The sequence below is a fragment of the Pseudomonas sp. NPDC098747 genome, assembly GCF_044760045.1.
In the GTDB taxonomy this organism is placed as follows: Bacteria; Pseudomonadota; Gammaproteobacteria; order Pseudomonadales; family Pseudomonadaceae; genus Aquipseudomonas.
Genome location: NZ_JBIWAL010000008.1, coordinates 108,585 through 134,451, shown reverse-complemented (window position 1 = coordinate 134,451; position 25,867 = coordinate 108,585). Strand labels below are relative to the sequence as shown.

Annotated in this window: 18 protein-coding genes; 4 read left to right on the top strand and 14 right to left on the bottom strand. The window is 59.9% G+C overall.

Annotation, left to right across the window (positions count from 1 at the left end; all coding sequences use genetic code 11):
* Positions 1–22: 22 nt before the first annotated feature.
* A complete protein-coding gene (locus tag ACIQVE_RS07685) occupies positions 23–271 on the bottom strand; it encodes a DUF3203 family protein (protein WP_402806313.1) in 249 nt (82 codons plus the stop codon).
* A gap of 122 nt (positions 272–393) precedes the next feature.
* On the opposite strand from ACIQVE_RS07685, the gene ACIQVE_RS07680 reads away from it, so the two are divergent.
* A complete protein-coding gene (locus ACIQVE_RS07680; RefSeq protein ID WP_402806310.1) occupies positions 394–927 on the top strand; it encodes an MgtC/SapB family protein in 534 nt (177 codons plus the stop codon).
* A gap of 41 nt (positions 928–968) precedes the next feature.
* On the opposite strand, the gene ACIQVE_RS07675 is transcribed toward ACIQVE_RS07680, so the two are convergent.
* Entirely contained in the window at positions 969–1,127 is a 159-nt protein-coding gene (locus ACIQVE_RS07675) for a hypothetical protein (protein ID WP_402806308.1), read from the bottom strand.
* A 218-nt stretch (positions 1,128–1,345) separates the two neighbouring features.
* Here ACIQVE_RS07675 and ACIQVE_RS07670 point away from each other — a divergent pair, with 218 nt between their 5' ends.
* The 3 genes from ACIQVE_RS07670 to glgB all read left to right on the top strand — a co-directional run bounded on the left by ACIQVE_RS07670 (position 1,346) and on the right by glgB (position 9,246).
* Complete coding sequence (locus ACIQVE_RS07670) at positions 1,346–3,343, top strand: alpha-1,4-glucan--maltose-1-phosphate maltosyltransferase (RefSeq protein WP_402806305.1); 1,998 nt, start codon at positions 1,346–1,348, stop codon at positions 3,341–3,343.
* 327 nt (positions 3,344–3,670) lie between these two features.
* Positions 3,671–7,012 (top strand): maltose alpha-D-glucosyltransferase, encoded by a 3,342-nt coding sequence (gene treS, locus ACIQVE_RS07665; RefSeq protein ID WP_402806302.1) that lies wholly within the window; start codon positions 3,671–3,673, stop codon positions 7,010–7,012.
* 2 nt (positions 7,013–7,014) lie between these two features.
* Entirely contained in the window at positions 7,015–9,246 is a 2,232-nt protein-coding gene (gene glgB, locus ACIQVE_RS07660; protein ID WP_402806300.1) for a 1,4-alpha-glucan branching protein GlgB, read from the top strand.
* A gap of 152 nt (positions 9,247–9,398) precedes the next feature.
* On the opposite strand, the gene ACIQVE_RS07655 is transcribed toward glgB, so the two are convergent.
* From ACIQVE_RS07655 to ACIQVE_RS07600, 12 genes are all read right to left on the bottom strand, one after another.
* Positions 9,399–10,469, bottom strand: a complete 1,071-nt coding sequence (locus tag ACIQVE_RS07655; protein WP_402806296.1) for an autotransporter domain-containing protein — start codon at positions 10,467–10,469, stop codon at positions 9,399–9,401.
* A gap of 321 nt (positions 10,470–10,790) precedes the next feature.
* Positions 10,791–13,361, bottom strand: a complete 2,571-nt coding sequence (locus ACIQVE_RS07650; protein WP_402806294.1) for an autotransporter outer membrane beta-barrel domain-containing protein — start codon at positions 13,359–13,361, stop codon at positions 10,791–10,793.
* Positions 13,362–13,558: 197 nt separating this feature from the next.
* Positions 13,559–14,290, bottom strand: a complete 732-nt coding sequence (locus ACIQVE_RS07645) for an endonuclease/exonuclease/phosphatase family protein (protein ID WP_402806383.1) — start codon at positions 14,288–14,290, stop codon at positions 13,559–13,561.
* Positions 14,291–14,467: 177 nt separating this feature from the next.
* Positions 14,468–14,827 (bottom strand): DUF6124 family protein, encoded by a 360-nt coding sequence (locus ACIQVE_RS07640; RefSeq protein ID WP_402806292.1) that lies wholly within the window; start codon positions 14,825–14,827, stop codon positions 14,468–14,470.
* Positions 14,828–15,351: 524 nt separating this feature from the next.
* Positions 15,352–18,924: a hypothetical protein gene (locus ACIQVE_RS07635; protein WP_402806290.1), complete on the bottom strand. Its 3,573-nt coding sequence runs from the start codon at positions 18,922–18,924 to the stop codon at positions 15,352–15,354.
* 156 nt (positions 18,925–19,080) lie between these two features.
* The gene (locus tag ACIQVE_RS07630; RefSeq protein ID WP_402806288.1) at positions 19,081–19,839 is read right to left on the bottom strand and encodes a PIG-L deacetylase family protein; all 759 of its coding nucleotides are present in this window, start codon (positions 19,837–19,839) and stop codon (positions 19,081–19,083) included.
* A gap of 156 nt (positions 19,840–19,995) precedes the next feature.
* The gene (locus tag ACIQVE_RS07625; RefSeq protein WP_402806285.1) at positions 19,996–20,682 is read right to left on the bottom strand and encodes a glycosyltransferase; all 687 of its coding nucleotides are present in this window, start codon (positions 20,680–20,682) and stop codon (positions 19,996–19,998) included.
* Positions 20,679–21,278: an SAM-dependent methyltransferase gene (locus tag ACIQVE_RS07620; RefSeq protein ID WP_402806282.1), complete on the bottom strand. Its 600-nt coding sequence runs from the start codon at positions 21,276–21,278 to the stop codon at positions 20,679–20,681. The genes ACIQVE_RS07625 and ACIQVE_RS07620 overlap by 4 nt, the downstream gene beginning before the upstream one ends.
* Positions 21,275–22,045 (bottom strand): PIG-L deacetylase family protein, encoded by a 771-nt coding sequence (locus tag ACIQVE_RS07615; protein WP_402806279.1) that lies wholly within the window; start codon positions 22,043–22,045, stop codon positions 21,275–21,277. Before ACIQVE_RS07615 ends, ACIQVE_RS07620 begins: the two co-directional genes overlap by 4 nt.
* Entirely contained in the window at positions 22,042–23,040 is a 999-nt protein-coding gene (locus ACIQVE_RS07610; RefSeq protein ID WP_402806278.1) for an acyl-CoA dehydrogenase, read from the bottom strand. The genes ACIQVE_RS07615 and ACIQVE_RS07610 overlap by 4 nt, the downstream gene beginning before the upstream one ends.
* A gap of 1 nt (position 23,041) precedes the next feature.
* The gene (gene glgX, locus ACIQVE_RS07605) at positions 23,042–25,201 is read right to left on the bottom strand and encodes a glycogen debranching protein GlgX (protein ID WP_402806275.1); all 2,160 of its coding nucleotides are present in this window, start codon (positions 25,199–25,201) and stop codon (positions 23,042–23,044) included.
* Between the two features lie 354 nt (positions 25,202–25,555).
* Positions 25,556–25,858 (bottom strand): DUF2934 domain-containing protein, encoded by a 303-nt coding sequence (locus ACIQVE_RS07600; protein ID WP_402806272.1) that lies wholly within the window; start codon positions 25,856–25,858, stop codon positions 25,556–25,558.
* Positions 25,859–25,867: the final 9 nt, after the last annotated feature.

Here is a 25,867-nt window from a genome sequence, read left to right as displayed (position 1 = left end):
GCGGGGTGTTGACCGGGGTCAATCAAATCACCGAATCACTCGACTCGGCTTTCAAGTGCTTACGCCCGTCTTTAACGCCTGCGACGGTCAAGGCGTCGGCCTCTGCTTCGGTGATGTAGACGCGCCGCGCTTCGATTTCTACGAACGACATGGCTTTCTCGCTATCTGTCTTGACCTCGAGGGTGTCGCAGATGCGAATTTCCTCGCCATTTTCAACGGTGAAAAAACACACTTTTGACTCGGGATTGGTTTCATCGATTCGAACGGTCATGGGGCTGTCCTTTTTTCACGGGTATCTGAAGGGTTAGGGCACCAGGCCCGCAGATCGTTCTGCGCAACTGATTAATGGTCGCTGCTGTCCACCCTATATCGAGCCATAACAAGGACTGCACGATGAACGCGTGGTGGGAAGAGGTGCTGGAAACGCTGCAAGCGGAATTCGCCGACATCGGCGATGCGTCGCAACTGACACGGATTACCGTGCGCCTGCTGATGGCGGCGGTACTCGGCGGGATTCTCGGTTTCGAGCGCGAGCAAAAGGGCAAGGCGGCCGGCGTGCGAACGCACATGCTGGTGGCGCTGGGTGCGGCGATGTTTGTGCTGGTGCCGCAGACCTCGGGCGCAGAGTCCGATCCGATGAGTCGGGTATTGCAGGGGGTGATTGCCGGGATCGGCTTCCTGTGCGCCGGCACCATCCTGAAAAATCAGGAAGGTCATGAAGGTCACGTCAAAGGTCTGACCACTGCTGCCGGGTTGTGGATGACAGCAGCCATCGGTGTGGCAGCGGGGTTGGGCAAAGAGGCGACTGCGCTGCTCTGTACCGTCCTGACATTGGGGATTTTCAGCGTGATGCCGAGGATAGTGCGGATCTTTGATAAGGACGATCAGCCTTTTGACAAGGATGAGCAGAAGGATGATCGCTTGTAATCAATCGCTCCCACACTCTGTATGGGAACGATCGTGTCGGTTTAGACGATCACCGGCGGCATCGTCGTCGGTGGTTCTTCCTTGGCCGGTGGCGTGGTGCCTGGCGGTTCCTGCTCGGGGATAGGTTGCGGTTCAGTCTCGGGAATGGTCGGGTTGTCGATGTTCGGATCGGGCGTTTCGGCCGGGAACGGGTTGTTCATCAGGTAGACCTCCGTGTGGCACATGGCGTGAGAAGTGCTTAAGTGGATTGACCACCTGGTGGCGAATTCGATCCACCGGGTTGCACAGGAAAATCCCTGTGAACTTTTCCCGGCGCCGGTTGCTCGGAACCTAAGTGAGTTCATTCCGGGGCAGGTGCTTTGTTGTGAAGACTGAACCGGCACAAGAGCGTCCTTGGGGCGTTAAGGAGAGATGCTCGATGACTGCTGAAAAACCCTCAGAGCTGAGCTACAACCCGCACATGCCGCTGTCGCAGGCGCTGCTGGTGCCGCGCATCGTTATTGAAGACACCATGCCGACTCTCTATGGCGGCCAGTTCGCCGTGAAGTCGATTGCCGGGCGCGATGTGATTGTCACCAGCAAGGTGTTTGCCGACGGCCACGACAAGCTCGCAGTACGCATTCGCTGGCGTGCAGAAGGCGAAGAGAGCTGGCAGAGCGAGGTCATGTCGGAGTTGGGCAATAACGGCTGGCGCGGCAGTTTCCGCCCGGAACATCAGGGGCGATTTCTGTATTGCGTCGAAGCGTGGATCGATCACTTCGCCAGTTTTCAGTACGAACTGGAAAAGAAACACAACGCCGCCGTCCCGGTTTCACTGGAGCTGCAAGAAGGTCGCAGCATGGTGCAACACGCCGCCGAGCGCAGCGAAGGTCAGCTCAGCGAACAACTGGCCGCGCTGCACCATGAATTGTCCGGGTTGCTCGAAACCGAGCAAGTCGCGTTGTTTCTGCACTCGCGCAGTGCGCAACTGATGGCCCAGGCCGATCACCGCGCCTATCTGAGCGTCAGCGCCGAATTCCCTATGGATGTCGAGCGTGAACTGGCGGAGTTCGCCAGTTGGTATGAGCTGTTTCCGCGCTCGATCACCGACGATCCCAACCGCCACGGCACGTTCAATGATGTGCACTCGCGGTTGCCGATGATTCAGGATATGGGCTTCGACGTCCTGTATTTCACGCCGATCCACCCGATTGGCCGCGCTCACCGCAAGGGCCGCAACAATTCTCTGACTGCTGGCCCGGATGATCCGGGCAGCCCGTATGCCATCGGTAGCGAGGAGGGCGGGCACGAGGCGATTCACTCGCAACTCGGCAGCCGTGAGGATTTCCGTCGACTGGTGGCTGCTGCGGCTGATCATGGTCTGGAAATCGCCCTCGATTTCGCCATCCAGTGTTCCCAGGATCACCCGTGGCTCAAGCAGCATCCGGGCTGGTTCAACTGGCGGCCGGACGGCACGATCAAATACGCGGAGAACCCGCCGAAGAAATATCAGGACATCGTCAACGTCGACTTCTATGCCCCGGACGCGATCCCGAGTCTGTGGGTCGAGTTGCGGGACATCGTCATCGGCTGGGTCGAGGAGGGCGTGAAGATCTTTCGCGTCGACAACCCGCACACCAAGCCGCTGCCGTTCTGGCAATGGCTGATTGCCGACGTGCGGGCGCTGCATCCGGAAGTGATCTTCCTCGCTGAAGCGTTCACCACGCCGGCGATGATGGCGCGCCTGGGCAAGGTCGGTTACACCCAGAGTTACACCTATTTCACCTGGCGCAACACCAAGTCCGAGTTGGCTGCGTACCTCACCGAGCTTAACGAATCGCCGTGGCGCGAATGCTACCGACCGAACTTCTTCGTCAATACGCCGGACATTAACCCGGCGTTCCTGCATGAATCCGGGCGCGCGGGTTTTCTAATTCGTGCGGCGCTGGCGACCATGGGCTCTGGCCTGTGGGGCATGTATTCGGGGTTTGAACTGTGCGAAGCGGCGCCGGTGCCGGGCAAGGAGGAATACCTCGATTCCGAGAAGTACGAGATCCGCGTCCGCGATTTCAACGCACCGGGCAACATCATTGCCGAAATCGCCCAGCTCAATCGTATCCGTCGACAAAACCCGGCATTGCACACGCACTTGGGCTTACAGGTCTACAACGCGTGGAACGACAACATTCTGTATTTCGGCAAACGCAGCGCTGATGGCAGCAACTTCATTCTGGTCGCGGTGAACCTTGATCCGCATAACGCGCAGGAAGCGAATTTCGAACTGCCGTTGTGGGAAATGGGCCTGCCGGACGATGCGACCACGCACGGCGAAGACTTGATGAGCGGGCACCGCTGGGACTGGCACGGTAAGTATCAGTTCATGCGCCTGGACCCGGCGTATCAGCCGTTCGGCATCTGGCGGATTACCGCCGCATGAACTGACACCGACACCCGATGTTAGCAATGCATTCCAGTGGCGAGGGGATTTAGCGAAACGTCGCACCGCCCCGTTGGGCTGCGAAGCGGCCCCCTGCAATTTGTCATGCACACCGAGTGCTCAGGATTCACGACTGCTGCGCAGCCGAACGGGGATAAATCCCCTCGCCACAAGCCACAAGCCACAAGCCACAAGCCACAAGCCACAAGCCACAGGTCACAGGTCACAGGTCACAGGTCACAGGTCACAAGCCACAGGTCACAGGTCACAGGTCACCACCAGGCAATGCAACGTTGGTTGTATCCAAGAATTCAACAGGAGTTTCACATGGCGAAGAAACCCAAGGCAGCCACCTTTATCAAAGATCCGCTCTGGTACAAGGACGCGGTGATCTATCAAGTTCACGTCAAATCGTTTTTCGACTCTAACAACGACGGGATCGGCGACTTTCCCGGCCTGATCGCCAAACTCGATTACATCGCCGAACTGGGCGTCAACACCATCTGGCTACTGCCGTTCTATCCCTCGCCACGTCGTGACGACGGCTACGACATTGCCGAGTACCGTGGCGTGCACAGCGATTACGGGACCATGGCCGACGCCAAACGCTTTATCGCCGAGGCGCATAAACGCGGCTTGCGGGTGATTACCGAGCTGGTCATTAACCACACCTCCGACCAGCACCCGTGGTTTCAGCGGGCGCGTAAGGCCAAGCCCGGTTCGGCGGCGCGAGACTTCTATGTGTGGTCGGATGACGACCAGAAATATGACGGCACGCGGATCATCTTCCTCGACACCGAAAAGTCCAACTGGACCTGGGATCCGGTCGCTGGCCAGTACTTCTGGCACCGTTTCTATTCGCACCAGCCGGACCTGAATTTCGACAACCCGCAAGTAATGAAAGCCGTGCTGTCGGTGATGCGCTACTGGCTGGACATGGGCATCGATGGCCTGCGTCTGGACGCGATTCCGTACCTGATCGAGCGCGATGGCACCAACAACGAAAACCTGCCGGAAACCCACGACGTCCTCAAGCAGATCCGCGCTGAAATCGACGCCAACTACCCGGACCGCATGCTGCTCGCCGAGGCCAACCAATGGCCAGAAGACACTCAGCTGTATTTCGGTGACACCGACGCGCATGGCCTGAATGGCGATGAATGCCACATGGCTTTTCACTTCCCCCTGATGCCGCGTATGTACATGGCGCTGGCCCAGGAAGATCGCTTTCCGATCACCGACATTCTGCGCCAGACCCCGGAAATTCCCGCCAACTGCCAGTGGGCGATTTTCCTGCGTAACCACGATGAACTGACGCTGGAAATGGTCACCGACAAGGAACGCGATTACCTGTGGAATTACTACGCCGCTGACCGTCGCGCGCGGATCAACCTCGGTATTCGACGACGTCTGGCGCCGTTGATGGAACGCGACCGCCGTCGCGTTGAATTGCTCAACAGCCTGCTGCTGTCGATGCCGGGCACGCCGACCCTTTATTACGGCGATGAAATCGGCATGGGCGACAACATCTACCTCGGCGACCGCGACGGTGTGCGCACGCCGATGCAGTGGTCGATCGACCGCAACGGTGGCTTCTCCCGCGCCGATCCGGCCAGTCTGGTGCTGCCACCGATCATGGACCCGCAGTACGGTTATTTGTCGGTCAACGTCGAAACCCAGGCCGGCGATCCGCACTCGCTGCTGAACTGGACGCGGCGCATGCTCGCGGTGCGCAAACAGTCCAAGGCGTTCGGGCGCGGTACGCTGAAAATGCTCTCGCCGAGCAACCGGCGGATTCTGGCTTACACCCGTGAATTCACCGATGCCGATGGCAAACACGAAATCATTCTCTGCGTGGCCAACGTGTCGCGCAGTGCACAAGCGGCCGAGCTCGACCTGTCGGCCTACACCGGGATGGTGCCGGTGGAAATGCTCGGCGGTAATGCGTTCCCGCCGATTGGTCAGTTGAATTTCCTGCTGACTCTGGCGCCTTACGGCTTCTACTGGTTCGCCCTGGCGGCCGAAAACCAGATGCCGAGCTGGCACGTTGAACCGGTGCAAAGCTTGCCGGACTTCACCACGCTAGTGCTTAAAAAGCGCATGGAAGAGCTGCTTGAAGCGCCGTCCCGCACGACGCTGGAACAGAGCATTTTGCCGAGCTGGCTGCAAAACCGTCGCTGGTTCGCCGGCAAGGACGCGGCCATCGAAAAGGTCAATCTGGCTTACGGCGTGCGGTTTGGCGATGCGCAGCAACCCGTGCTGCTCAGCGAAATCGAAGTCACCAGCGGCGGCCAGACCAGCCGTTATCAGCTGCCGTTCGGCTTCATCGCCGAGGATTACGTCGGTCCGGCGTTGCCGCAGCAATTGGCGCTGGCCCGCGTGCGCCGAGTGCGTCAGGTCGGCTTGATCACTGACGCCTTCAGCCTCGAAGGGTTTGTTCGTGCGGTCATGCAAGGCATGCAGAACAACACGGTGCTGGAATCTCCCGAAGGCGAGATCCGTTTCGCACCGACGGCGCATCTTGAAAAACTCAACCTTGGTGGCGACTCCGAAGTGCGTTATCTGTCGGCTGAGCAATCCAACAGTTCGGTGGTAATCGGCAACAGCCTGGTGCTTAAGCTGATCCGCAAGGTAGCGTCTGGCGTACACCCCGAACTGGAGATGAGCGCTTACCTGACCGCCGCCGGATTTGCCAATATCTCACCGCTGCTGGGCTCGGTGATTCGCCGCGACGCCAAGGGCGAAGACAATCTGCTGATGATCGCCCAAGGCTATCTGAGCAATCAGGGCGATGCGTGGGAATGGACGCAGAACAACCTCGAACGGGCGTTGCGCGATGAACTGGCTGATTCCATGTCCGAGCAGGATCAGCACTACAACGCCTTGGGCGAGCTGAAGGATTTTGCCGGGATGCTGGGTCAGCGCCTCGGTGAGATGCACCAGATGCTGGCGGCGCCAACCGACAACGCCGATTTTGCGCCGCAGGTGAGTTCGGCCAAGGATATGCAGGCGACCGGCAAGGATGTGTCCGCACAGGTCGAGCATGCTTTGAAACTGCTCAAGCAGCATCAGGGCGAACTCAGCGCGGCGGATCAGAAACTGGTCGCACGGCTGCTCGACGAGAAGAAAACCATCCTTGCCCATGTGCAGGATCTGGCGAAAAAAGCCGCCGGCGGTTTGCGTATTCGTGTCCACGGTGACTTGCATTTGGGTCAGGTGCTGGTGATCAAGGGCGATGCCTATCTGATCGATTTCGAGGGTGAACCCGCGCGACCATTGAGCGAACGCCGCGGCAAACACAGCCCGTACAAGGACGTCAGCGGTGTGCTGCGTTCTTTCGACTACGCCGCGGCGATGACCATCAACGTGCACAACGTTGATCACAGTCCTGAGTCCGAAGACGCCCGCCGTCGCGTGGCGCAACGTTATCTGCTTGAAGCGCGAGCGGCATTTGTCGAGGCATATCGCCAAGCAGCAGCTAGTCTTGATCATGCTTGGCAAGATCCTGAGGGTGCCGACGCCGCGCTCGCGTTGTTCGGTCTGGAGAAGGCGGCCTATGAAGTGGCCTATGAAGCCGAAAATCGCCCCACGTGGTTGCCCGTGCCGTTGCACGGTTTGTACGGGTTATTGACGGGGCTCAAACCCTTTTCCGATCTTGGTGGAGAGTAGTTATGAGTTTCTCGAACAAGGAACAGGGTCACGCTAAAGAAGCGTTACTGCCGTCGGCCAAAGATATTGACGCGCTGGTACGTGCGGAACACCCGGATCCGTTTTCCATTCTTGGCCCGCATGGCGATGGCGCCGGCGGGCAGTTTATCCGGGCGTATTTGCCGGGCGCGTTGAGCGTGTTGGTGCTGGACAAGGCGTCTGGTGAAGAACTCGGCCCGCTGCAGCAGACCGAGACGCCGGGGCTGTTTGTCGGCCACTTCGATCAGGCGCGAGCGTATCGCCTGCGCACCCGCTGGGCCGGTGGTGAGCAGGAGGCGGAAGATCCCTATAGCTTCGGTCAGTTGCTCGGCGAAATGGATTTGTACCTGTTCGCCGAAGGCAATCACCGCGACCTCAGCGCTTGCCTTGGCGCGCAGCTGACAACGGTTGATGGCGTTGACGGCGTGCGCTTCGCCGTGTGGGCGCCGAATGCCCGTAGGGTTTCGGTAGTCGGTGATTTCAACGTCTGGGACGGACGCCGGCATCCGATGCGTCTGCGCCATCCTTCCGGGGTCTGGGAATTGTTCATCCCGCGCCTGCAAGCGGGGGAGTTATACAAATACGAAATCCTTGGCGCCCACGGGATTCTGCCGCTCAAGGCTGACCCGATGGCGCTGGCCACCAGCCTGCCGCCGGACACTGCGTCGAAAGTCGCCGCGCCGCTGCAAGTGAACTGGCAGGATCAGGACTGGATGAACAGCCGCCGCGAGCGGCAGAAACATTCGGCGCCGCTGTCGATCTACGAGCTGCATGCCGGGTCCTGGCAATGCGAGCTGGATGATCTCGGTGAGGTGGCGCGCCAGTACACCTGGCCGGAACTGGCTGAACGCCTGATCCCATACGTGAAGGAGCTGGGTTTCACCCACATCGAACTGATGCCGATCATGGAACATCCGTTCGGCGGCTCATGGGGTTATCAGTTGCTCTCGCAGTTCGCCCCGAGTGCGCGTTATGGCACGCCGGAACAGTTCGGCGAGTTTATCGATGCCTGTCACCGCGCCGAAATCGGCGTGATTCTCGATTGGGTGCCGGCGCATTTCCCTACCGATACCCACGGTCTGGCCGAGTTCGATGGCACGGCGCTGTACGAGTACGCCAATCCTCTGGAGGGTTTCCACCAGGACTGGGACACGCTGATCTACAACCTCGGCCGAACCGAAGTACACGGCTACATGCTCGCGTCGGCATTGCATTGGTTGAAGCATTTTCACATTGACGGTTTGCGCGTCGATGCGGTGGCCTCGATGCTCTATCGCGACTATTCGCGCAAGGCTGGCGAATGGGTGCCAAACCGCCACGGTGGACGCGAGAACCTGGAGGCAATCGACTTCTTGCGTCACTTGAACGACGTGGTCGAGCTGGAAGCGCCGGGTGCGTTGGTGATCGCCGAGGAATCCACGGCGTGGCCGGGCGTCAGCCAGAGCACGCAGCAGGGCGGTTTGGGCTTTGCCTACAAGTGGAACATGGGCTGGATGCACGATTCGCTGCATTACATTCAGCAGGACCCGGTGTACCGCGCCCATCACCACAATGAACTGAGTTTTGGCCTGGTTTACGCCTGGTCCGAGCGCTTTATCCTGCCGATTTCCCATGACGAAGTGGTGCACGGCAAGCATTCGCTGATCGACAAGATGCCCGGTGATCGCTGGCAGAAGTTTGCCAACCTGCGCGCCTACCTGAGTTTCATGTGGACTCATCCGGGCAAGAAACTGCTGTTCATGGGCTGCGAGTTCGGCCAGTGGCGCGAGTGGAATCATGATCAGCAGCTCGACTGGTATCTGCTGCAGTATTCCGAGCACCAAGGCGTGCAGAAACTGGTCGGCGACCTCAATCGTTTGTATCGCGAAGTGCCGGCGCTGCACGATCAGGACGACGCGCCGCAGGGTTTCCAGTGGCTGATCGGTGACGATGCGATCAACAGCGTTTATGCCTGGTTGCGTTGGAGCAAGGACGGCGAGCCGGTGTTGGTGGTGGCGAACTTCACGCCGGTGCCGCGTCAGGCGTATCGGGTGGGCGTGCCGTTTGCCGGGCGCTGGACTGAACTGCTCAACAGCGATGCTGACACCTATGCCGGTTCCAACTATGGAAACGGCGGCGGGGCGTTCACCGAAGAAGTGCCGAGCCATGGCCAGGCGTTGTCGCTGGAGCTGAATCTGCCGCCGTTAGCGGTGTTGATATTGCGACCTGGGGGCTAGCCAGACACCGCAAAAACTGTGGGAGCGAGCTTGCTCGCGAAGGCGTTGGTACAGCCAACAATGATGTTGAATGTGCAACCGCTTTCGCGAGCAAGCTCGCTCCCACAGGGGGGGCTGATCTGATACCGAGACGCCTTCAATCGCTAGCAGGCTCACCAACGCATCCGCACCCCCAGGCTGCCAATTATCCCATTCAAATCATTGTCATCGACATCACTGCTGTAATCGGCGCTGACATACAGGCTGACCGCCGGTGTCACTCGCGCCACCAAACCCAGCCCCAATTCGACCGTTGAAGATTTGCGACTGCTGCTGATCTTGTCGACCTGATCCAGGGTCACCGTGCTGCCGGTATACACCGTGTGCCACAGGTTGGTACGCACGTAGGGTTCGACCGGCAACCCGTTCAAGTCATAACTGCCTTTCAACCGTGCGCCGACGCGGCCGCTCCATGAGTTAAGGTCGCTGGAAGACGCATTTCCCGAGCCCGCGTAAGGGGTGTCGAGGGTGATGCGCTGATTGATCAATTGTGCCTGCGGTTCGACTACCCAGTTTTCGCTCAAGCCAATCGGGTAGCCGCCCTCGACCGAGAAGGTTATCGCGCTACCTTCGGTGACTTGCCGCGCACCTTGCTGATTGCGACTGAAGCCACTGACGCGACCGCCGCTGGCCGAGAGGTCGACGTGCCAGCCCTGCGCCCCGGTCAGGCTGTAATAGGCGCCAAGGCTCTGGCCTTGTAAGTTAAGAGTGGCGGTAGACGGGTCGGAAAGGGCGCGACTGGTGAGCGGGCCGGCGCCATTTGCCTGAATCTGGTTCACGCCGCCAATCAGGCCGAAAGTCTGGGTGGGGCCGTTGCCGCTTTGCAGGGTCAGGACAGCAGGGCCTTTGGCGTTGCCACTGCCGGGGATTGCGAAACCTGACGACAGGACATCGGTTTGCGCTTGTCGGGAGCTGGCTCCGTAAAACCGCTCCCAGGCGCCGGGCGCGAGGTCTTCGGTGATCAGGCGAGAGTCTCGCAGGTCAGGCCGCTGACTGAAGCGTTGCGGGCCGGGTGTGATCACCGTCGCAGGCAAGGTCAAAACCGGGACGTTCTCTCGATACCAAGGGGAAATGTCATCCGCCGCAGGAGCGGCCTGCGCCTCCATGGATGAGCACAGCAAGATAGAACTCGACACTGTGCAAACGGTGATTTTGATCTCGTGTGGGGTGATTGAAGTTTTCATGGAGGTCTACCTTGCGGGCGCATGCGACATCTCGATGTGGCGCCTCTCCTACCCCGAACGAGGGGCGACCGAATGGAGCGAGGCGAACCGTGGACGCTCGATTTCGCGAGAGTCCGAAGGCTCGCCCCGGCTAGTGATTCCGGGGGTAGTAACCTAGAGATAAGAAGAGTCAGGGGCGCGCGTCAAGAAATTGAACGATGAGCGGTAGTGGTAAATCGGGCGGTGCAAGCGTTTGTTTTTCTGCACATAACTAAGTGGTTGTTTGCATAGAAAAACACGACGTAAACGCCGGGCCAGAGCATTTTATTGCCGACGGAAGGTCTACCAGTCGATGCGCAGCCCGATATTGCCTGACACGCCGCGCAAGTCATTGCTGTCAATATTGCGGCTGTAGTCGGTGCTGGCGTAGACGCTCACTGCGCGGTCAAGGGTCAGCACCACACCGAGGCCGACATCCGCCGTTGAGGATTTCTGCTCGGTGCTGATCACATCACTGTCGTCGAAAGTCACCGAATCGGTGCCGGAAAACGTATGCCACAGGTTGGCACGCAGATACGGTTCCAGCGGCATGCCGCTGACCTGATAGCGGCCCTTGAGTCGCGTACCGAGGCGGCTGGTCCAGGCGTCGTCGGAGTCGAACGACACCCGTGAAATGCCATCGTCCTGGCTGTCGAGGGAGATTTTCTGGTGGATGACTTGCACCTGTGGCTCGACGACCCAGGTGTCGTTGAGCGCAAAGGGGTAACCGGCTTCCGCCGAGAGCGTCAGCGCATGCCCGCGATTGTCCAGTTCCACACCGCGGTCGGAATGGCTGTCGCCATCGAAGCGGGTGCCCATCACGACAGTATCGACGTACCAGCCATTCGGATCGGTCAGCGTCCAGTACAAACCATAACTGTCGCCTTCAAGTTTGACCTTACCGGCGCTGTTGTCCTGAAAACCTTCGTTGAAACCGTCGACATCGCCTTGCAAACGGCTATGGCCAACGAAGAAACCGAGACGCTGGGTCTGGCCACCCGAGGTCAACGAACTGTACAGGTCGTTGCCAACCTGAAAACCATTGAGTGAGCCGTCCAGGCGCGGAGTGACGGTGCCGGCCCAGGTCTGATCGAGGTTTTTACCATAGACCCGACCCCAACCTGCACCGAAGGCGCCGGTATCGCTGAGCAAGCGCTGATCGCCCTGACGATCATGGAATGTGCCCAGTGCGTTGAGTGCCAACTGCGCCGCGGCGGGTGGCAGCACCGACCAGGTCGGGACTTCCGGACGATAAAGGGGAATCGGCTCGGCGCCCGGCACAGCCGCCGGGAGTACAGGTAAAACAGCCAGCCCCGGCGGCGACGGAATGGGCGTCGGTTCGCCAGGGACGGCAGGTTGTTCGGGCGTGCTGACAATGGGAGTGATGGCGGCCATGACGGGGGTTGGCACCACCGGAACCAGAATCGGCGGCAACGCTGGATCTGGATTCGGCACGCTGATGAGCTGCGGCGCAACCACGGCTGAGCGCAAGTACCAACTGTTCTCTGTACCGGCCGTCACGCCGCCCTTGAACAAGTAGTAATCGTAGGCACCGGCAGACACCGGGCCACTGAGGGTAAACGCGTTATTGGTACTGACCGTGCTGCCCTGCGCCTGCACCAGCTGGATGCCGTTGACCTGGGTCAGTGCGCCAAGTCCACCGACGTTGCTGACGCTGATCACCGTTGCACCGCCGAGGCTGCCGTCGTTGACCACCAGTTTGTCACTCGGCGAATCATCGCCAGCCACCACACTTTGCAGCAGCAACTGGCCGCTGCTGCCTACATAGTTGCCCTGCACGGTGAGCGTGTCGTCGGTGCGGCTGTTGCTGCGGGTGAGATCAATGATACCGGCGTTATTGAACGTCACCGCTTGCCCGGCCACTGCGGGAGCGACAGCCCCTTGTGTTGCGAGCACAAAGCTACTCGCATCGACATTCAGCACGCCACTGCCGGTTCCGGCGTCGCCCAGCACTAAGCTGCTCGAGCCCAGATCCAGTTGTGAACCGTTGTTCAGATTGACGGTTTCCCAGTTGATAAACCGCGCGGGCAGGGCCGTGGACGTATTGTCGAAAGTCAGCACATCGGTGCCGACGCCGCCATTGACGATGGGGGTCAGCGCGAGAATGCTGTCGTCAAGGTTGCGCAATGTGGCGCTGTCATTGCCAACGTCCATGAGGATTGCGGAGCGGATGATGCCACCACCGTCCCACAGCAAGGTGTCATTGCCAGTACTGGCGCGGATCTCGCCGCCGATTTCGCCACCGGTCACGGTGATGCTGTCGTTACCGCCGCTGACACTGACATTGCCGCCAACACGCCCGCCGGAGACGATGATAGTGTCGGTGCCAAAACCGGTCACCATGTTGCCGATAATCTGCCCGCCAGACAGATCGAAAATATTGTTGTCGAGCTTCATGTCGACCCGGCCGATGCTGCCGCCGGTCATGCGCGCGACATCGCCGTCCTCGAAAGCGCCGACGATGGTGCCCCCGGTCATCAGGAAGGTGTCGCGACTGTCGCCCTGGGCCAGGGAGCCTATCGTGCCGGCGGACATGACGAAATCATCAATGCCATTGCCTTGGCTGACGGCGCCAGTGATGACGCCGGAGTATATTTCAACGCGGTCGGTCCCCCCGCCAAAGGTAACGCTGCCGTTGATCCGGCCTGTGCCATTGGTGGGGAGCGTCAGACTGTTGTTGCCCGCCAGATCGGTCAGTGAACCGCTGGTGCCGCTGTCACAGGTAAAGGCGTCGTTACCGGCGCCGGGCGTCAACACGCAGGCGGACCAGGCTGGCGGGCTGACGAGCAGCAGGATGGACGCGGGCAGCAGTAATGTGTGTGGCAAAGCCTTCAAAGAATTTTTAGATCGCATCTTGGCAATTTCCATGGAGGAACCAGTGGGGTATTCATCCTTGAAGGGGTGCCGGATCTAAAAACCTCTGAACTGATGAACTACGTGAGATCTGAACCCTAACGAATTGAAAGTGCTAGTCCTTAGCCTCTAAAGGTGTAGAAGGTTTTTCTGGCGCCGGTCGGCGTGTCTGACGAACGGTCATGAGTGATGCGTTGCTACAGATGCACTTCAACCGCCAGCGGCAGGTGATCCGACAAGTGTGTCCAAGGCTTGTTGCCAAGGATTTGCGGGTCATGACTGCTGGCGTTGCGCAGGTAGATGCGGTCCAGACGCAACAGAGGAAACCGCGCCGGATACGTCTTGGCCGGGCGACCGTGATGGCGTTCGAACGCTTCGTGCAGATAATCACGCCGGGCGAGGGCGGCGTTGCCGTGCAACTGCCAATCGTTGAAGTCGCCGGCGATGATCACCGGTGCGTCGTCCGGAAGGGATTCGAGCAACTGGCAGAGCAGTTGCAACTGCAATTGGCGATGGCTTTCGAGCAGGCTCAAATGCACGCAGATCGCGTGTACTTCGGCGTGCCCCGGCACATCCAGCACACAGTGCAACAAGCCACGACGCTCGGGGCCGGTGATCGAGACATCGAGGTTGCGGTATTCGCGAATCGGGTATTTCGACAGCAGTGCATTACCGTGATGGCCGTGGGGATAAACCGCATTGCGCCCGTAGGCGAAATCGCCCCACATGCTGTCGGCGAGAAATTCGTACTGCGAAGTTTGTGGCCATTCGTTGTAGCGGTTCGAATGCCGCTCGTGTTCACCCACCACTTCCTGCAAAAACACCAGATCGGCCGAAGTGCTGCGCACGGCTTCACGCAGCTCCGGGAGAATGAAACGCCGGTTGAACGCGGTAAAACCCTTGTGGGTATTGACCGTCAGCACCCGCATGCGATGGATGGCGGGTGCGTCGACGATGTGAGGCTGGGGATCGCTGGACACGGTTACTCCTCTGAATCCTGAGTGCCTGTTCATGCGACTGGTGGGTGGGGGTGGCAGTTCCGTCGGAATGCGCACACCCACCCAACGGTGGAACTGCCCCATTTGTGCCGAGGGGCTGTGCCAGTGTTAGCCCGGCAACTCCAGATTATCCAGCACCCGATTCACCGCCAGTTCCCCCAGCATGATCAGTTGCGCAATCCCCAACAGCGTCCTGCGCTGCGACGCTGGCAAGAGGCGGGCGAAGTCATTGGCGATGGTTTTGGCCGAGGCGAGTGTTTCGCAGGCATCGACCAGCAGTTCCTCGTTTTTGAAGTCTGCGGTAACGGCGTACATTCTGCGGGTCTTACGTGGCGGTGGGGTGGAGCCGGGCGGGGAAAGATAGTGATCGAGCGCGCGATCGGCGGCTTCGTTGAGTTTTTTTGAATCGAGGGATTCGTAGGGAGAGGTGGGGTCGGTTTCGGGCGGGCTGGGTGTGGGTTTGATCATTGATAAAGCTCCTAGAGTCAACGGAGCTGCCGCATTTCGCTGCGATACGAAAATAGGTGGCAGCTATACGCGGGTCGCAGACCGGGACTCTAGAACCGGCAGACCCTAAGGTCTCCCACGTACAGCCGCCATAGAAACGACGGGTGTTGTGCGTCCAGAGATCGTCGGGCTGCGAGACCCGATCGCTGATTAGTCAGCGACCGACCCACAATAAAACCCACCCCCAAGGCGCACAAGCCGGCGGATTCTGGCGTAGCTGTAGGCAAAGGCGCAAGGATTTGTAGCCTGAAACCCGTATCTGTAGGTGTCCTTTCAACACCTGAGTTTAAAAGTCAAAGCGTTGGGCGATTTTTCGGGGGAAACGTTGTCTGTCGCGTTCTGCAGCTCCCAGATCCATGATCGCAAAGCTGCTGAAGACTGCGATTTTTGGCAGTGCTTCGAACTTCATCCCGAGAAAAAATGATCTGTCCCTCAGTCTCCTCTGGATCTGTTCACCTCAGCACTTCAAAAGCGCACAGGTAACTTCAAGAAATTTTCCTCACTGTAATGTTTGAGATTTCCGTGGATTCCATGGCGAATATAATCTGAAGCAAAAAGTTCTCCGTAGAGGTCGAGAGCTGTGCTTTTAAGGTTTTCCATTGACTTCCCCCGGAGGGGTATAAATGAACCACCTCCCGTCCTATATAGATGGCGTTTTGTCCGTAATTTGGAGTTCCTGAGTTTCTATAAGTCAAGGACGTTTCGTAAGTTCCAGCGCCCGCTCCGTTATAGTGTTTAAAGAGCATGGGGCCGCCGGTGGCTGCAGACTTTAGATAATAAACTCCATTAGATACCCCGATTGTTATTGGGTAGTTTGAACTCCATCCATTGTAGTTATAGCCTGTAAAATCTGAAGTATCAGCAAACTGTACTGTCAGCTTACGGGCCTCAGATGTCTGACCTGTGCCATACAGTGCCTTGGCGGTGAAGCTGTGTTTCATGTAGGCAAGACCTGTCACGGGCAGTGTCCAGACGCCGGTGGTCGCGCCTGCAACGGGCTCACCTTTGGACGTTGTGCCATCGAACACTCGGACCTTCTGGCCCTTGGCGGCAGTGCCTGTCAGCGTGACGGCGCTTTCTACCGTAGAACCATTGTCGGGAATTTCAACACCGCTCGGCGAGCCTTTGACTGAATCGATCGTCGGCGCTGTGGCCAATGTAACGGTCAAGTTCCGCACGTTCGAAAGTACCTGACTTGCGGGATAAAGTGCCTTGGCATACAGCCGCCGCGAGCCGACGGGTACAGTTATCGTGTAGTCCCAGTTTCCCGTTACTGGTTGCACGTCGGCAGTTCCCTTTAACTCTGCAGTTGCGCCGCTGCCGTCATAAATTTCGACTTTTTCACCCTCGGTGGCCGTGCCTTTGAGTTTCAACGAGGTGCTAACGGTTATTTGACCTTCGGTAACTTCAACGGCCTTGTCGTCGAGCACATTGCCCAGCGTCGGCGTCAACCACACCTTGGATTTGACGGTATAAATGCGTTCCTCGAACGGCACGGCTTCCCTCTCGACCTGGCTGCCACTCAATCCAGCCTTGAATTGAATCTTAAACCCAGTGCCGTTCTTAAGGTTTTTCATCTCGGCCAATGCAATTGAGTGGTCCCAGAAACCTTGATTGATCCAGGTTATATTGGTTTGTCCTCCAGGTGGCTGCCAGAGCGTCCTGGCGTACGCGCTTCCATCGGTGTTGGTGCCCTCCACACGCATCCACCCAGGCTGTTTCAACGCGATCAGCGGATAGCTGTTTACGCGCACGGTTGCCGCTGCAGTCAGGGCGCTAACATCAAACTCCGGGCCTTCGCCGTTGTTGGCGGCTTGCCTGATCAGTGGTTTGCCCAGCGCCGGGTCTGCGTCGGCAATCGGCAGCACGCTCAGCAACAAGGGCTCCGAGTCTTTCGACATACCGTCAAGGGTCACGGTGTAGCTCACTGTCACCTCTTTACCGAGATTGAAGGCAAGCACCCCCACCAACAGCGCAATTTTCTGCGGGCCAACCGTGGTGACGGTCATTGGCGCCGTGGTGTGCGAGCCACCGGCGGGGGTTCCCGGGGCACCCATGAAGGTCGCTTTGAGCTCGTCGCCGACGCGCATGCCGACGTAATCAATGACAGCGGTGAGTTGGTCCTGCGCCGCGAACGGGTCAAGACTGTCACCCTCCGGCGCCTGCTTGATGGAGGGCGCTTTGAGGTCCAGTGCCACCCCGACACTGAACTCCAGTGAATCGGAATCACTGGTGCCGCCCGCCAAACGCTTGATGGAATAGTTCGCTTTTACCAAGCCGCCTACATTACCCCTGATCAACGCCTCGTCGATGGTGAACGGCACTTCCTTGCCGGCAGTGAACGAGTTGAGCTTGACCGAGTCGCTGGTCGTGCCGGTTTTAGAACCGATCCATTTGTACGTCACCTCATCGCCGGACTCCGTTTTTTGGTAGGGCACGGTCAGCGTGGTGCCGTCGGTGTCGGCGGGCAGGATACCGTTGACCACGCCGGCCACGACTGGCTCCGGCAGTTCCAAGCGCGGTTTGCCGACTTGCAGGATGTCGGCGTGGATCGATTCGCGGACGGCATGGGTGGCGTTGACCCGGTTCATTTTGCTAAGCACCGCGTCTTCGCTGTGCACCCGGTAGTACAGCTCCGCTGTTCCGCCTTCGAGTGTAGACAGGTGCGGTTCGCCGGGGATGTTGATCCGCAGCGGGTCTTTGGCAGCCATGTCGCCGTCGGTGATGATGCGCAGCGGCAATTTGGGCAAGTACGGGGTCTGATCGGGGCGAGTACCGAGCAAGATCAGCTCTAATGAAATGCCGGCGCCGAAGGAGTCGTTCCACGCGATTTCGATGCGCACTTGTGCAAGCGTCGGATCGAGGGCGCCTTGCACCGCATCCAGTGCGATCGGTGCCGCCAGCCGATGTATCTGGCCGATCGCACTGATGAACTGGGTCTTGGCGCGCAGCTCTGCGGAACCGTCGGCCTTTTTCACCCGGTAGGACATCGCGAGCTGGGACTTGGCCATTTGCACCAGTAAAGCGTTGGGCAGCGAAATTTCGGGAATGCTCGGCAAGCTGACCAGCGGTTCACCCTTGATCTCGACATCGATTGGCGCACCCTCCACCGGAGTGCCCTTGATTCGCACAATGATGATGTCGCCCACTTTGAATTTGCTGCCGTCCATGGCGATGATCTGCGCCGTGCCATTGGCGTTGCCCAGCTTGTCGACGTCCAGCACGTTGTTCACGGCTTCTTTGAGCAACGGCGCCGACAGCCGCGTCGAGTCGACGGCGACCACTATTCGCTGCTCGAAGCTCCAGTCCTCGGAGCGGTTGTCCACCAGGTCGTAAACCTCGAAGGCCACCTGCAGCCCCCTTTCATCGGAGTCGCCGGCCTCACGAATGGCGGCTTCGTCGACGTGTACCGTGGTCGGCGTCTTGCCCTCGGCCTGATCCTGGGTGAGCCGCTCGCTGAGCACAAATACCCCGCCACAGGTCACCTGGATCTGATCTCCGGCCGCCGCGTTTGGATAAGGTGGCGAGCCGTCAGCGTTGCCGATGGTGACCAGAAAACCGTCGACAACGTTGTCCTGGTCAATGCCACCGGCGATGATCTCGGGCGGGATGCTCATGATCAGCTTCGAATGGCCCGGCCCATCGTTTTCGTCATGGCCGCCGGGGCGGGTGAGTTTGACTAAAACCTCCATCATGTCCGAAGGCTCGGGAGTCTGGTTGAGGCGGGTGACGGTGTAGGAGACGGCGAATTTGCCTTCGTTGATGCGGGCCGCTGGCACGAACATCTGCAGCTCGGTGCCGACCTCGTTCTTGTCGATGACCTCTTGGTGTACGTGCGGCCCTTCGCCCCAAAAAATCGTCAGCTTGTCGCCAACGCCCATCGCACTCCACGGCCCGGCCCGGCACAACAGGCCCTGACGGGGAAAGTTGTCCCGCGCGGCAGCCAGGTTGATCCCCCACACTATCATCGGCCTCACGGACACCGGTCCGGTGCGGCCGGGGATGTCAAGTTCCTTGAAGAGCAGGGTGCTGTTGTCGGGCAGGTCGTTGGCGGACATGGGCGAGGGACTCCGGTCGGGTAGGTGACGGAGTGATTGAACGCTGGATTGGAGAGTTGCGCACCTGTCAGATCTGACAGGTGCCGACGAATGGTCATCAGTGCGAAAGTCAAAGGTCCCAAGATCGCAGCCTTCGGCAGCTCCTGCACGGGTAGGTCAGACGAAAACGATCTCGTAGGGCAAGCGCATGCGTTCGAGGATGACGGGCGGCAGCATCGGCGCAATACCGAGTACCGGTTCGCCCTTGAGTTGACTCGCGTAGGCGTGGGTGGCGTGGCTTTTGCGCGCGACCGTCCAGGTGTCCAGGCGCAGTTTTCGTGCCCGATCCCAAGGGATCAATTGTTGTTCGCGCTCCGGCCAGTGCCAGGCCCGGACAGGTACGTCGTGGAATGTCGCCCCGGCCAGTTCAGCGGCTTCGGCAGCGGCGTGACCGACGGCCTCATGATCATCGTTGCCGTCACCGCGCCAGGTGCTGAACACCACGTCGCCGGGCCGCAGGTAACGGCCGATGAATTCGGTTAACTGGCTGTGTTGATCGCTGAGGGCGTTGTCGGTGAAGCCGCCGCGCACCCATTTCAGGCTGTGCATCGGCAAGCCGAGGCGGCGCAGGGCTTCGACGCTTTCTTGTGGGCGGAATACGCTCAGGCGTTTTTCCGACCATTGTCGCGACCCGGGGTGGCTGGCGCTGCCATCGGTGATGGAGAGCAATTGCAGCGGGTGGCCCAAGCTTGAGAGTAGTTGCAGAAGGCCGCCGCAGGTCACCACTTCATCGCCGGGATGCGGGGCGATGATCACTGCGCGCGCGCCGTTGGGCACCAGACTGCGGGTATTGATGACGGGGATATTGTCGAGTTGCGCCGCGCTGTTCCAGATTTGCGCCGACGGTGCGCCTTCACTGAGCGATAACGTTTTCATGGGTATGACGTCCTTGTGTGGTCTCGCCCTCAATCGTGCCCAACGTCATGAAGTCCGACGTGGCCGACCCGTGAAGGCTGGTTGATTGCCTTGCTGCGCTCCGAACCCTGGATTGCCGCGCACAGGAGTATTGCCCATGAACTCGGATTCGTCGCGTTACAGATCAATCTGATCCGGTTTTTTTGGTACCAACTGTGCCAGATTTCGCAGATAGTCGCCAAAACCGCCACGGGCCCGGCTGTCGAAGCGGGCACTGGTATGAACCTGCGGGCGATGGCTCCACGCGATGTTGGCGCCGACCAGTTCCAGCTCGCGGACTAATTGCACATCTTCGTCGCAGGCCAGCGGTTTAAAGCCCCCGGCCCAACGATAGGCGTCGGCGCTGATGCCCAGATTGGCACCGTGGATATGCCGGTGGCCATCGCAGGCCCGATAGTTGCGGTGGTAGTGGATCTGCGCCGCCTCATCGAACGATTCATGCCAGCGCTCGACGGTGACCGTACCGCACACCGCGTCCGCGCCCAGTCCTAACTGAGCCACCAGCCAGTCGTCGGCGACGCGGCTGTCGGCATCCGAGCAGGAGATCCAGCGCGCGCCGCGCTCCAGTAACACCTGGGCGCCAGCAGCGCGGGCCTGGCCAACGTTGCGTGCCTCGATGTGCAGACTCTGCACCGGATAGCGGCTGACGATTTGCGCCGAGCGATCAGTGCAACTGTCCAGCACCACCAGCACTTCGACCCGTTCACCGGCCAGCAAGCCATGCCGGCTGGCGCGCACGGCGGCGCTCAGGCATTCGTCGAGCAGGTCTTCTTCGTTGTGCGCCGGGATCAGAATGCCAATCATCGCAAGCCCTCCAACGCCGCCACGGAGCGCGGTTCGCGGCTCCACACTTCGAGAATGAAGTCCGCCTCCTGATGCAGCGCCACACGCGGCAGTTGCAATTGTTCGTGAATCAGATCGTGAACCTGTCGTGCGTTCAGCGGGCAGCCTTCAATGGGCGGGCGCCAGTGACAGGCCAGCAATTGGCCGTCGGCCGTCAGGGAATCGCTGATTCGACGGATCACTTCTGTCAGATCCTTGTCATCGAGGTAGTAGCCGATTTCGCTAAATACAATCAGGTCGAATTTTTCCTCCGGCCAGTTGCCGGGCAAGCGACTTTGGCGGACTTCGGCGTGATCAAACAGACCCAATCGGGTGCGCGCCAGGTTCACCGCAGCACTCGCCGTGTCACAGCACAGCAATCGGTCGCAACGACTCGCCAGTTCGGCGCTCAACTCGCCATTGGCGCAGCCCGGTTCGAAGACCGCCCGATAGTGCGCGCGTGGTAAAGCGGCGAGCGTGATCGCGCGTTTACGCTGTTCGTACCAGCGCTGGCGGAACGCCCACGGGTCATCGTTGCCGGCGAACAGACCTTCGAAATAACGATCCTCGACGCTCATAGAAACACCACTTCGAACGGTTGCAGCAGGCGCTCGAGAATGTGCGGCGCCAGCACTGGGGAGAGTCCGGCAGCGGGGTCGCCTTCCAGTTGACTGGCGAAGGCTTGCACCGCGTGGCGTTTGCGCGCGACTTGTTCAGGTGTCAGCAGAATCTTGCGCGCCCGTTGCCACGGCACGACCGCGTCTTCGGGGGTTGCCCAATGCCATGTCCACACGGGCAGTTCGTGGCAGGTAGCGCCGACTCTTCGCGCTGCTGTGACACTGGCGCGGCCGACGGCTTCATGATCGCAATGACCGTCCTCGCGCCACGTGGTAAACACCACGTCGTTGGGGCGCAGATGGCGTTGGATAAAGTCGCTTAACGCCGATTCCTGAGCGGCCACTTGGGTATCGGTGAACCCGCCGCGCAGCCACTTGAGAAGATGCATCGGCAAGCCGAGGCGGCGCAGGGCTTCGGCGGACTCCTGCGGACGGATCACGCTCAGGCGTTCTACCGGCCAGCGCTCCGAGCCGGGGTGACTGGCGCAACCGTCGGTAACCGAGATCAGTTGCAGCGGGCGGTCGGCGGCGGCGAGCAGTTGCAACATGCCGCCGCAGCCCAGCACTTCATCGTCCGGGTGCGGCGCGATGATTACGGCACGGGCGCCGGCTGGCACCAGGTCGAGAATATCGATGCTGCGCAGTTCCGCCAGATGCTGAGAGTTTTGCCATTGCTGCAGGGACGTGCCGTGGCCGACGATTGGATTGTCTTTCTTCGCGGCGTTCATAGCGTCCAGGCCTCAGCGGGCTGCGCGGCAACGAGTTGGCCGAGGGCGGCGAGGTCGCGTTCGGCGTGGCTTTGCCGCAGGAACACCGGCAGGTCGGCGATCAATCGGGCGAAATGCCGATCCTTGCAGTACGGTCCGGCGCCCAGCGCCCGGCCGACCTCGCGCATCACTTGCTCAGATGATTGTTCAACCACGGCGCGGGCGCGACGGGCGAGGAGTTCGGCGTCGTCTTCGGGATGCGCATCGATGTGCAAGGCGCTGAAACGCAATACGTCAGCGGCGGCCTGCAACGCCGAGTCCACCGCGCCGAGGTGGGCGAGGGCATGCGGCTCTTGTCGTTGTGCGCACTGTTGACGCAACACCTCGGCAATTTGCCGCGCTGCGCCATACCAGCAGGCGGCGATGCCGATCCCGCCTTGCCAGAACCCCGGGCGTTGCAGGTAATCTCCGGGATTGCCGATGGCCTGGGCTTCTGCGCCGTCGAACAACACCTCGACGCTGCCGCTGGCGCCCATGCCCACGGCTTGCCAGCCTTGATCGGTAATGGTTACGCCCGGTTGATCAAGTGCGACGGCAACCAGTTGCTGTTGATCGTCAGCGTCCCACGCGGTGAGCAGCGCATGGCTGAGGACTGCGGCGCCAGAACACCAGGCCTTGCGTCCATGCAACGTCACCAAGTGCCCGGCGGGCCGCACTTGCACCCGCGCTTGCGGCGGTTCTGCTGCCCACATGCCCCACGTGCTGCCCGGCGTTGGCGAACCACCCAGTTGCTCGATGATTGCCAGTGCGTCGGTGTGGCCTTCATAGAGTTTGCACAGCCCCAGATCGTGGCCACCGACATCGGCCAGATGCTGCCAACGCTGCAGCGTGTGGCCGCTGCCCGGTAGCGGCAAGCGGTCGAGTCCGGCTTCGACCATCGCCCGCAGGCAACCACCCAGCGCTACGGTGTCGCTGTAGTCCGGGGGGCGGCGGGCGAGATAGTTTTGCAGATCCATATCAGTCTTCTTCGTCACGTTGCAGTTCAAACAGCAGCAGCGAACGCCCGGTGACCGAGTATTCGCTGCCGAAGTCGAAGCGTTCCTGACCACGGATCGACGGCTGGTTGGTGTCGATCATGCACGTCCAGAAACTGCCGTCAGGCACTTCCGGCAAGGTGAAGTTGACGATGTCGTGATGGGCGTTGACCACCAGCAGCAGGGTCGCATCGGCGCCCTTGCGGCGAATGCCGGTTTCCTGCGCGCGGCCATCAAGCAGCATGCCCAGACAGCGGTTGTGCGCATCGTGCCAGTGCTCGGTGGTCATCTCGGTGGCATCGGGCGCGAGCCAGGTCACGTCCTTGACGCCGATGTCTTCGTTGTATTCGCCAACCAGGAAACGCCCTCGGCGCAGGATCGGGTAAGCGAGGCGCAGCTTGATCAGGCGTTTGACGAATTTGAGCAGGGCCTTGCCGTCCTCGCTCAGATCCCAGTTGACCCAGCCGATTTCGCTGTCCTGGCAGTAGGCGTTGTTGTTGCCGTCCTGAGTCCGCGCGAATTCGTCACCGGCGACGATCATCGGCGTGCCTTGGGAAAGCAGCAGCGTGGCGAAGAAGTTGCGCATCTGCCGATGGCGCAGGGCATTGATTTCGGGATCGTCGGTCGGGCCTTCGACGCCGTGATTCCACGACAGGTTGTTGTTGCTGCCGTCCTGATTGTTCTCGTCGTTGGCTTCGTTGTGCTTGTCGTTGTACGAAACCAGATCGTTGAGGGTGAAACCGTCGTGGGCGGTGATAAAGTTCACCGAGGAATACGGCCGCCGCCCGCGCTGATTGAACATCTCCCCGGAAGCGGTCATGCGGCTGGCGAAGTCGGCCACCTGGCCGTCGTCACCTTTCCAGAACGCACGCACGGTGTCGCGGAACTTGTCGTTCCACTCGACCCAGCCTGGCGGAAAGTTGCCGACCTGATAGCCGCCGGGGCCGCAATCCCACGGCTCGGCAATCATTTTCACCTGGCGCAGCACCGGGTCCTGACGGCAGGCCACAAGGAAACTGTGGCGCTCATCGAAACCGCCGTGATAACGCCCGAGAATGGTCGCCAGGTCGAAGCGGAAACCGTCGACATGCATCTCGCTGGCCCAATAACGCAGCGAGTCGGTGACCATTTGCAGCACGCACGGGTGACTCAGGTCCAGGGTGTTGCCGGTGCCGGAATCATTGATGTAGTAGCGTTTGTCATCCGGCATCAGACGGTAGTACGACGCGTTGTCGATGCCACGCATCGACAGGGTCGGGCCTTGCTCGTTGCCCTCGGCGGTGTGGTTGTAGACCACGTCGAGGATCACTTCCAGATTGGCTTCGTGCAGGTGCGCGACCATCTCCTTGAACTCGGCGATCTTGCCGCTGGCCAGATAACGCGGGTCCGGGGCGAAGAACGCGATGCTGTTGTAACCCCAGTAATTGGTCATGCCCTTGTGCAGCAGATGCTGGTCATTGACGAAGGCGTGGATCGGCAGCAGCTCCACCGACGAAACCCCGACGCTGCGAATGTGCTTGAGCACATCGTCATTCATCAGGCCGGCGAAGGTGCCGCGCACGTTTTCCGGCACAGAGGGATGGCGCATGCTGATGCCGCGCACATGGGTTTCATAAATGATGGTTTTGTCCCACGGCACGCTGACACGCTGGTCGTTGCCCCAGGTGTGCGCCGGGTCGATGACCTTGCACTTGGGCACGAATGGCGCGCTGTCGCGTTCGTCGAAACTGAGGTCAGCGTCTGGGTGGCCAATGGTGTAGCCGAACAGCGCTTCAGACCATTTCAGCTTGCCAACCAATTGTTTGGCGTAGGGGTCGATCAGCAGTTTGTTGTGGTTGAAGCGGTGACCGTTGGCCGGGTCATACGCGCCATAAACGCGGTAGCCGTAGATCAGCCCCGGATGCGCATCAGGCAAATAGCCGTGGTAGATCTCGTCGGTGTATTCCGGGAGTTCGATGCGTTCGAGTTCGACTTCGCCGGCGTCATCGAAAATGCACAGTTCAACCTTGGTGGCGTTGGCGGAGAACAGGGCAAAGTTCACCCCCAGGCCATCCCAGGTCGCGCCGAGCGGGAAGGGTAGCCCCTCACGAATTCTCGATGGCTCGGCGTGTGTGACGGGCTCGGCTTTATTTGGACGGGTCATGATTGCTCCTGCAAAACGGTGAATTCTGGGGGTGACACAAAACCTTGTTGAGATACTTTGGGGGCCGCCAGTTGTGAAGAGTTCCTTGTGATTCGAACTCCCTGCAGCCGAAACCCTGTGGCGAGGGGATTTATCCCCGTTGGGTTGCGAAGCAGCCCCAAACAGTGCCGTCGCGGTGTATCAGGCATACCGCGTGCAGGGGTTTTGCGACTGCTGCGCAGCCGAACGGGGATAAATCCCCTCACCACTAAAGCCCATGTACGCAAAGGTTATGGGGGTTTCTTAAGGACGAAGGAGCCCTCGGTGGCGAGCGAACTCGCCACACGGTCGTTCAGTTCAATACTCGGGAGAGCGTCAGTTCGCCGGGGGCTTGCGTGCGGCTCGCGGTTTTTTCTCGGCGGCTTTTTCGCCCGGCGGTACGACTTTGGCAGCGCTCGGTTGCTTGGCTTTGGCCGGGGTTTTTAGCTTGGCTGCCGGGGTTTTTACCTCAGCGGTCTTGCCGCCAGCAGCCTTGGGCGATTTTTTTGGCGCCAGTGCTTCGGCTTCGGCCAGTTTGCGCGCCATCTCCCAATGGCGTTCTCCCTGGCCATCGGGTTTGCCTTCAGATTCCCAGATCTGATAGGCGAATTCGCGAATGCGTTTATCGTCGGTACTCATCGCAATACT

Excerpts from the sequence above, each read along its gene's own strand:
- ACIQVE_RS07685 (WP_402806313.1), bottom strand. The coding sequence starts at position 271 with ATGACCGTTCGAATCGATGAAACCAATCCCGAGTCAAAAGTGTGTTTT.
- ACIQVE_RS07680 (WP_402806310.1), top strand. The coding sequence starts at position 394 with ATGAACGCGTGGTGGGAAGAGGTGCTGGAAACGCTGCAAGCGGAATTC.
- ACIQVE_RS07675 (WP_402806308.1), bottom strand. The coding sequence starts at position 1,127 with ATGAACAACCCGTTCCCGGCCGAAACGCCCGATCCGAACATCGACAAC.
- ACIQVE_RS07670 (WP_402806305.1), top strand. The coding sequence starts at position 1,346 with ATGACTGCTGAAAAACCCTCAGAGCTGAGCTACAACCCGCACATGCCG.
- treS (WP_402806302.1), top strand. The coding sequence starts at position 3,671 with ATGGCGAAGAAACCCAAGGCAGCCACCTTTATCAAAGATCCGCTCTGG.
- glgB (WP_402806300.1), top strand. The coding sequence starts at position 7,015 with ATGAGTTTCTCGAACAAGGAACAGGGTCACGCTAAAGAAGCGTTACTG.
- ACIQVE_RS07655 (WP_402806296.1), bottom strand. The coding sequence starts at position 10,469 with ATGAAAACTTCAATCACCCCACACGAGATCAAAATCACCGTTTGCACA.
- ACIQVE_RS07650 (WP_402806294.1), bottom strand. The coding sequence starts at position 13,361 with ATGCGATCTAAAAATTCTTTGAAGGCTTTGCCACACACATTACTGCTG.
- ACIQVE_RS07645 (WP_402806383.1), bottom strand. The coding sequence starts at position 14,290 with ATGCGGGTGCTGACGGTCAATACCCACAAGGGTTTTACCGCGTTCAAC.
- ACIQVE_RS07640 (WP_402806292.1), bottom strand. The coding sequence starts at position 14,827 with ATGATCAAACCCACACCCAGCCCGCCCGAAACCGACCCCACCTCTCCC.
- ACIQVE_RS07635 (WP_402806290.1), bottom strand. The coding sequence starts at position 18,924 with ATGTCCGCCAACGACCTGCCCGACAACAGCACCCTGCTCTTCAAGGAA.
- ACIQVE_RS07630 (WP_402806288.1), bottom strand. The coding sequence starts at position 19,839 with ATGAAAACGTTATCGCTCAGTGAAGGCGCACCGTCGGCGCAAATCTGG.
- ACIQVE_RS07625 (WP_402806285.1), bottom strand. The coding sequence starts at position 20,682 with ATGATTGGCATTCTGATCCCGGCGCACAACGAAGAAGACCTGCTCGAC.
- ACIQVE_RS07620 (WP_402806282.1), bottom strand. The coding sequence starts at position 21,278 with ATGAGCGTCGAGGATCGTTATTTCGAAGGTCTGTTCGCCGGCAACGAT.
- ACIQVE_RS07615 (WP_402806279.1), bottom strand. The coding sequence starts at position 22,045 with ATGAACGCCGCGAAGAAAGACAATCCAATCGTCGGCCACGGCACGTCC.
- ACIQVE_RS07610 (WP_402806278.1), bottom strand. The coding sequence starts at position 23,040 with ATGGATCTGCAAAACTATCTCGCCCGCCGCCCCCCGGACTACAGCGAC.
- glgX (WP_402806275.1), bottom strand. The coding sequence starts at position 25,201 with ATGACCCGTCCAAATAAAGCCGAGCCCGTCACACACGCCGAGCCATCG.
- ACIQVE_RS07600 (WP_402806272.1), bottom strand. The coding sequence starts at position 25,858 with ATGAGTACCGACGATAAACGCATTCGCGAATTCGCCTATCAGATCTGG.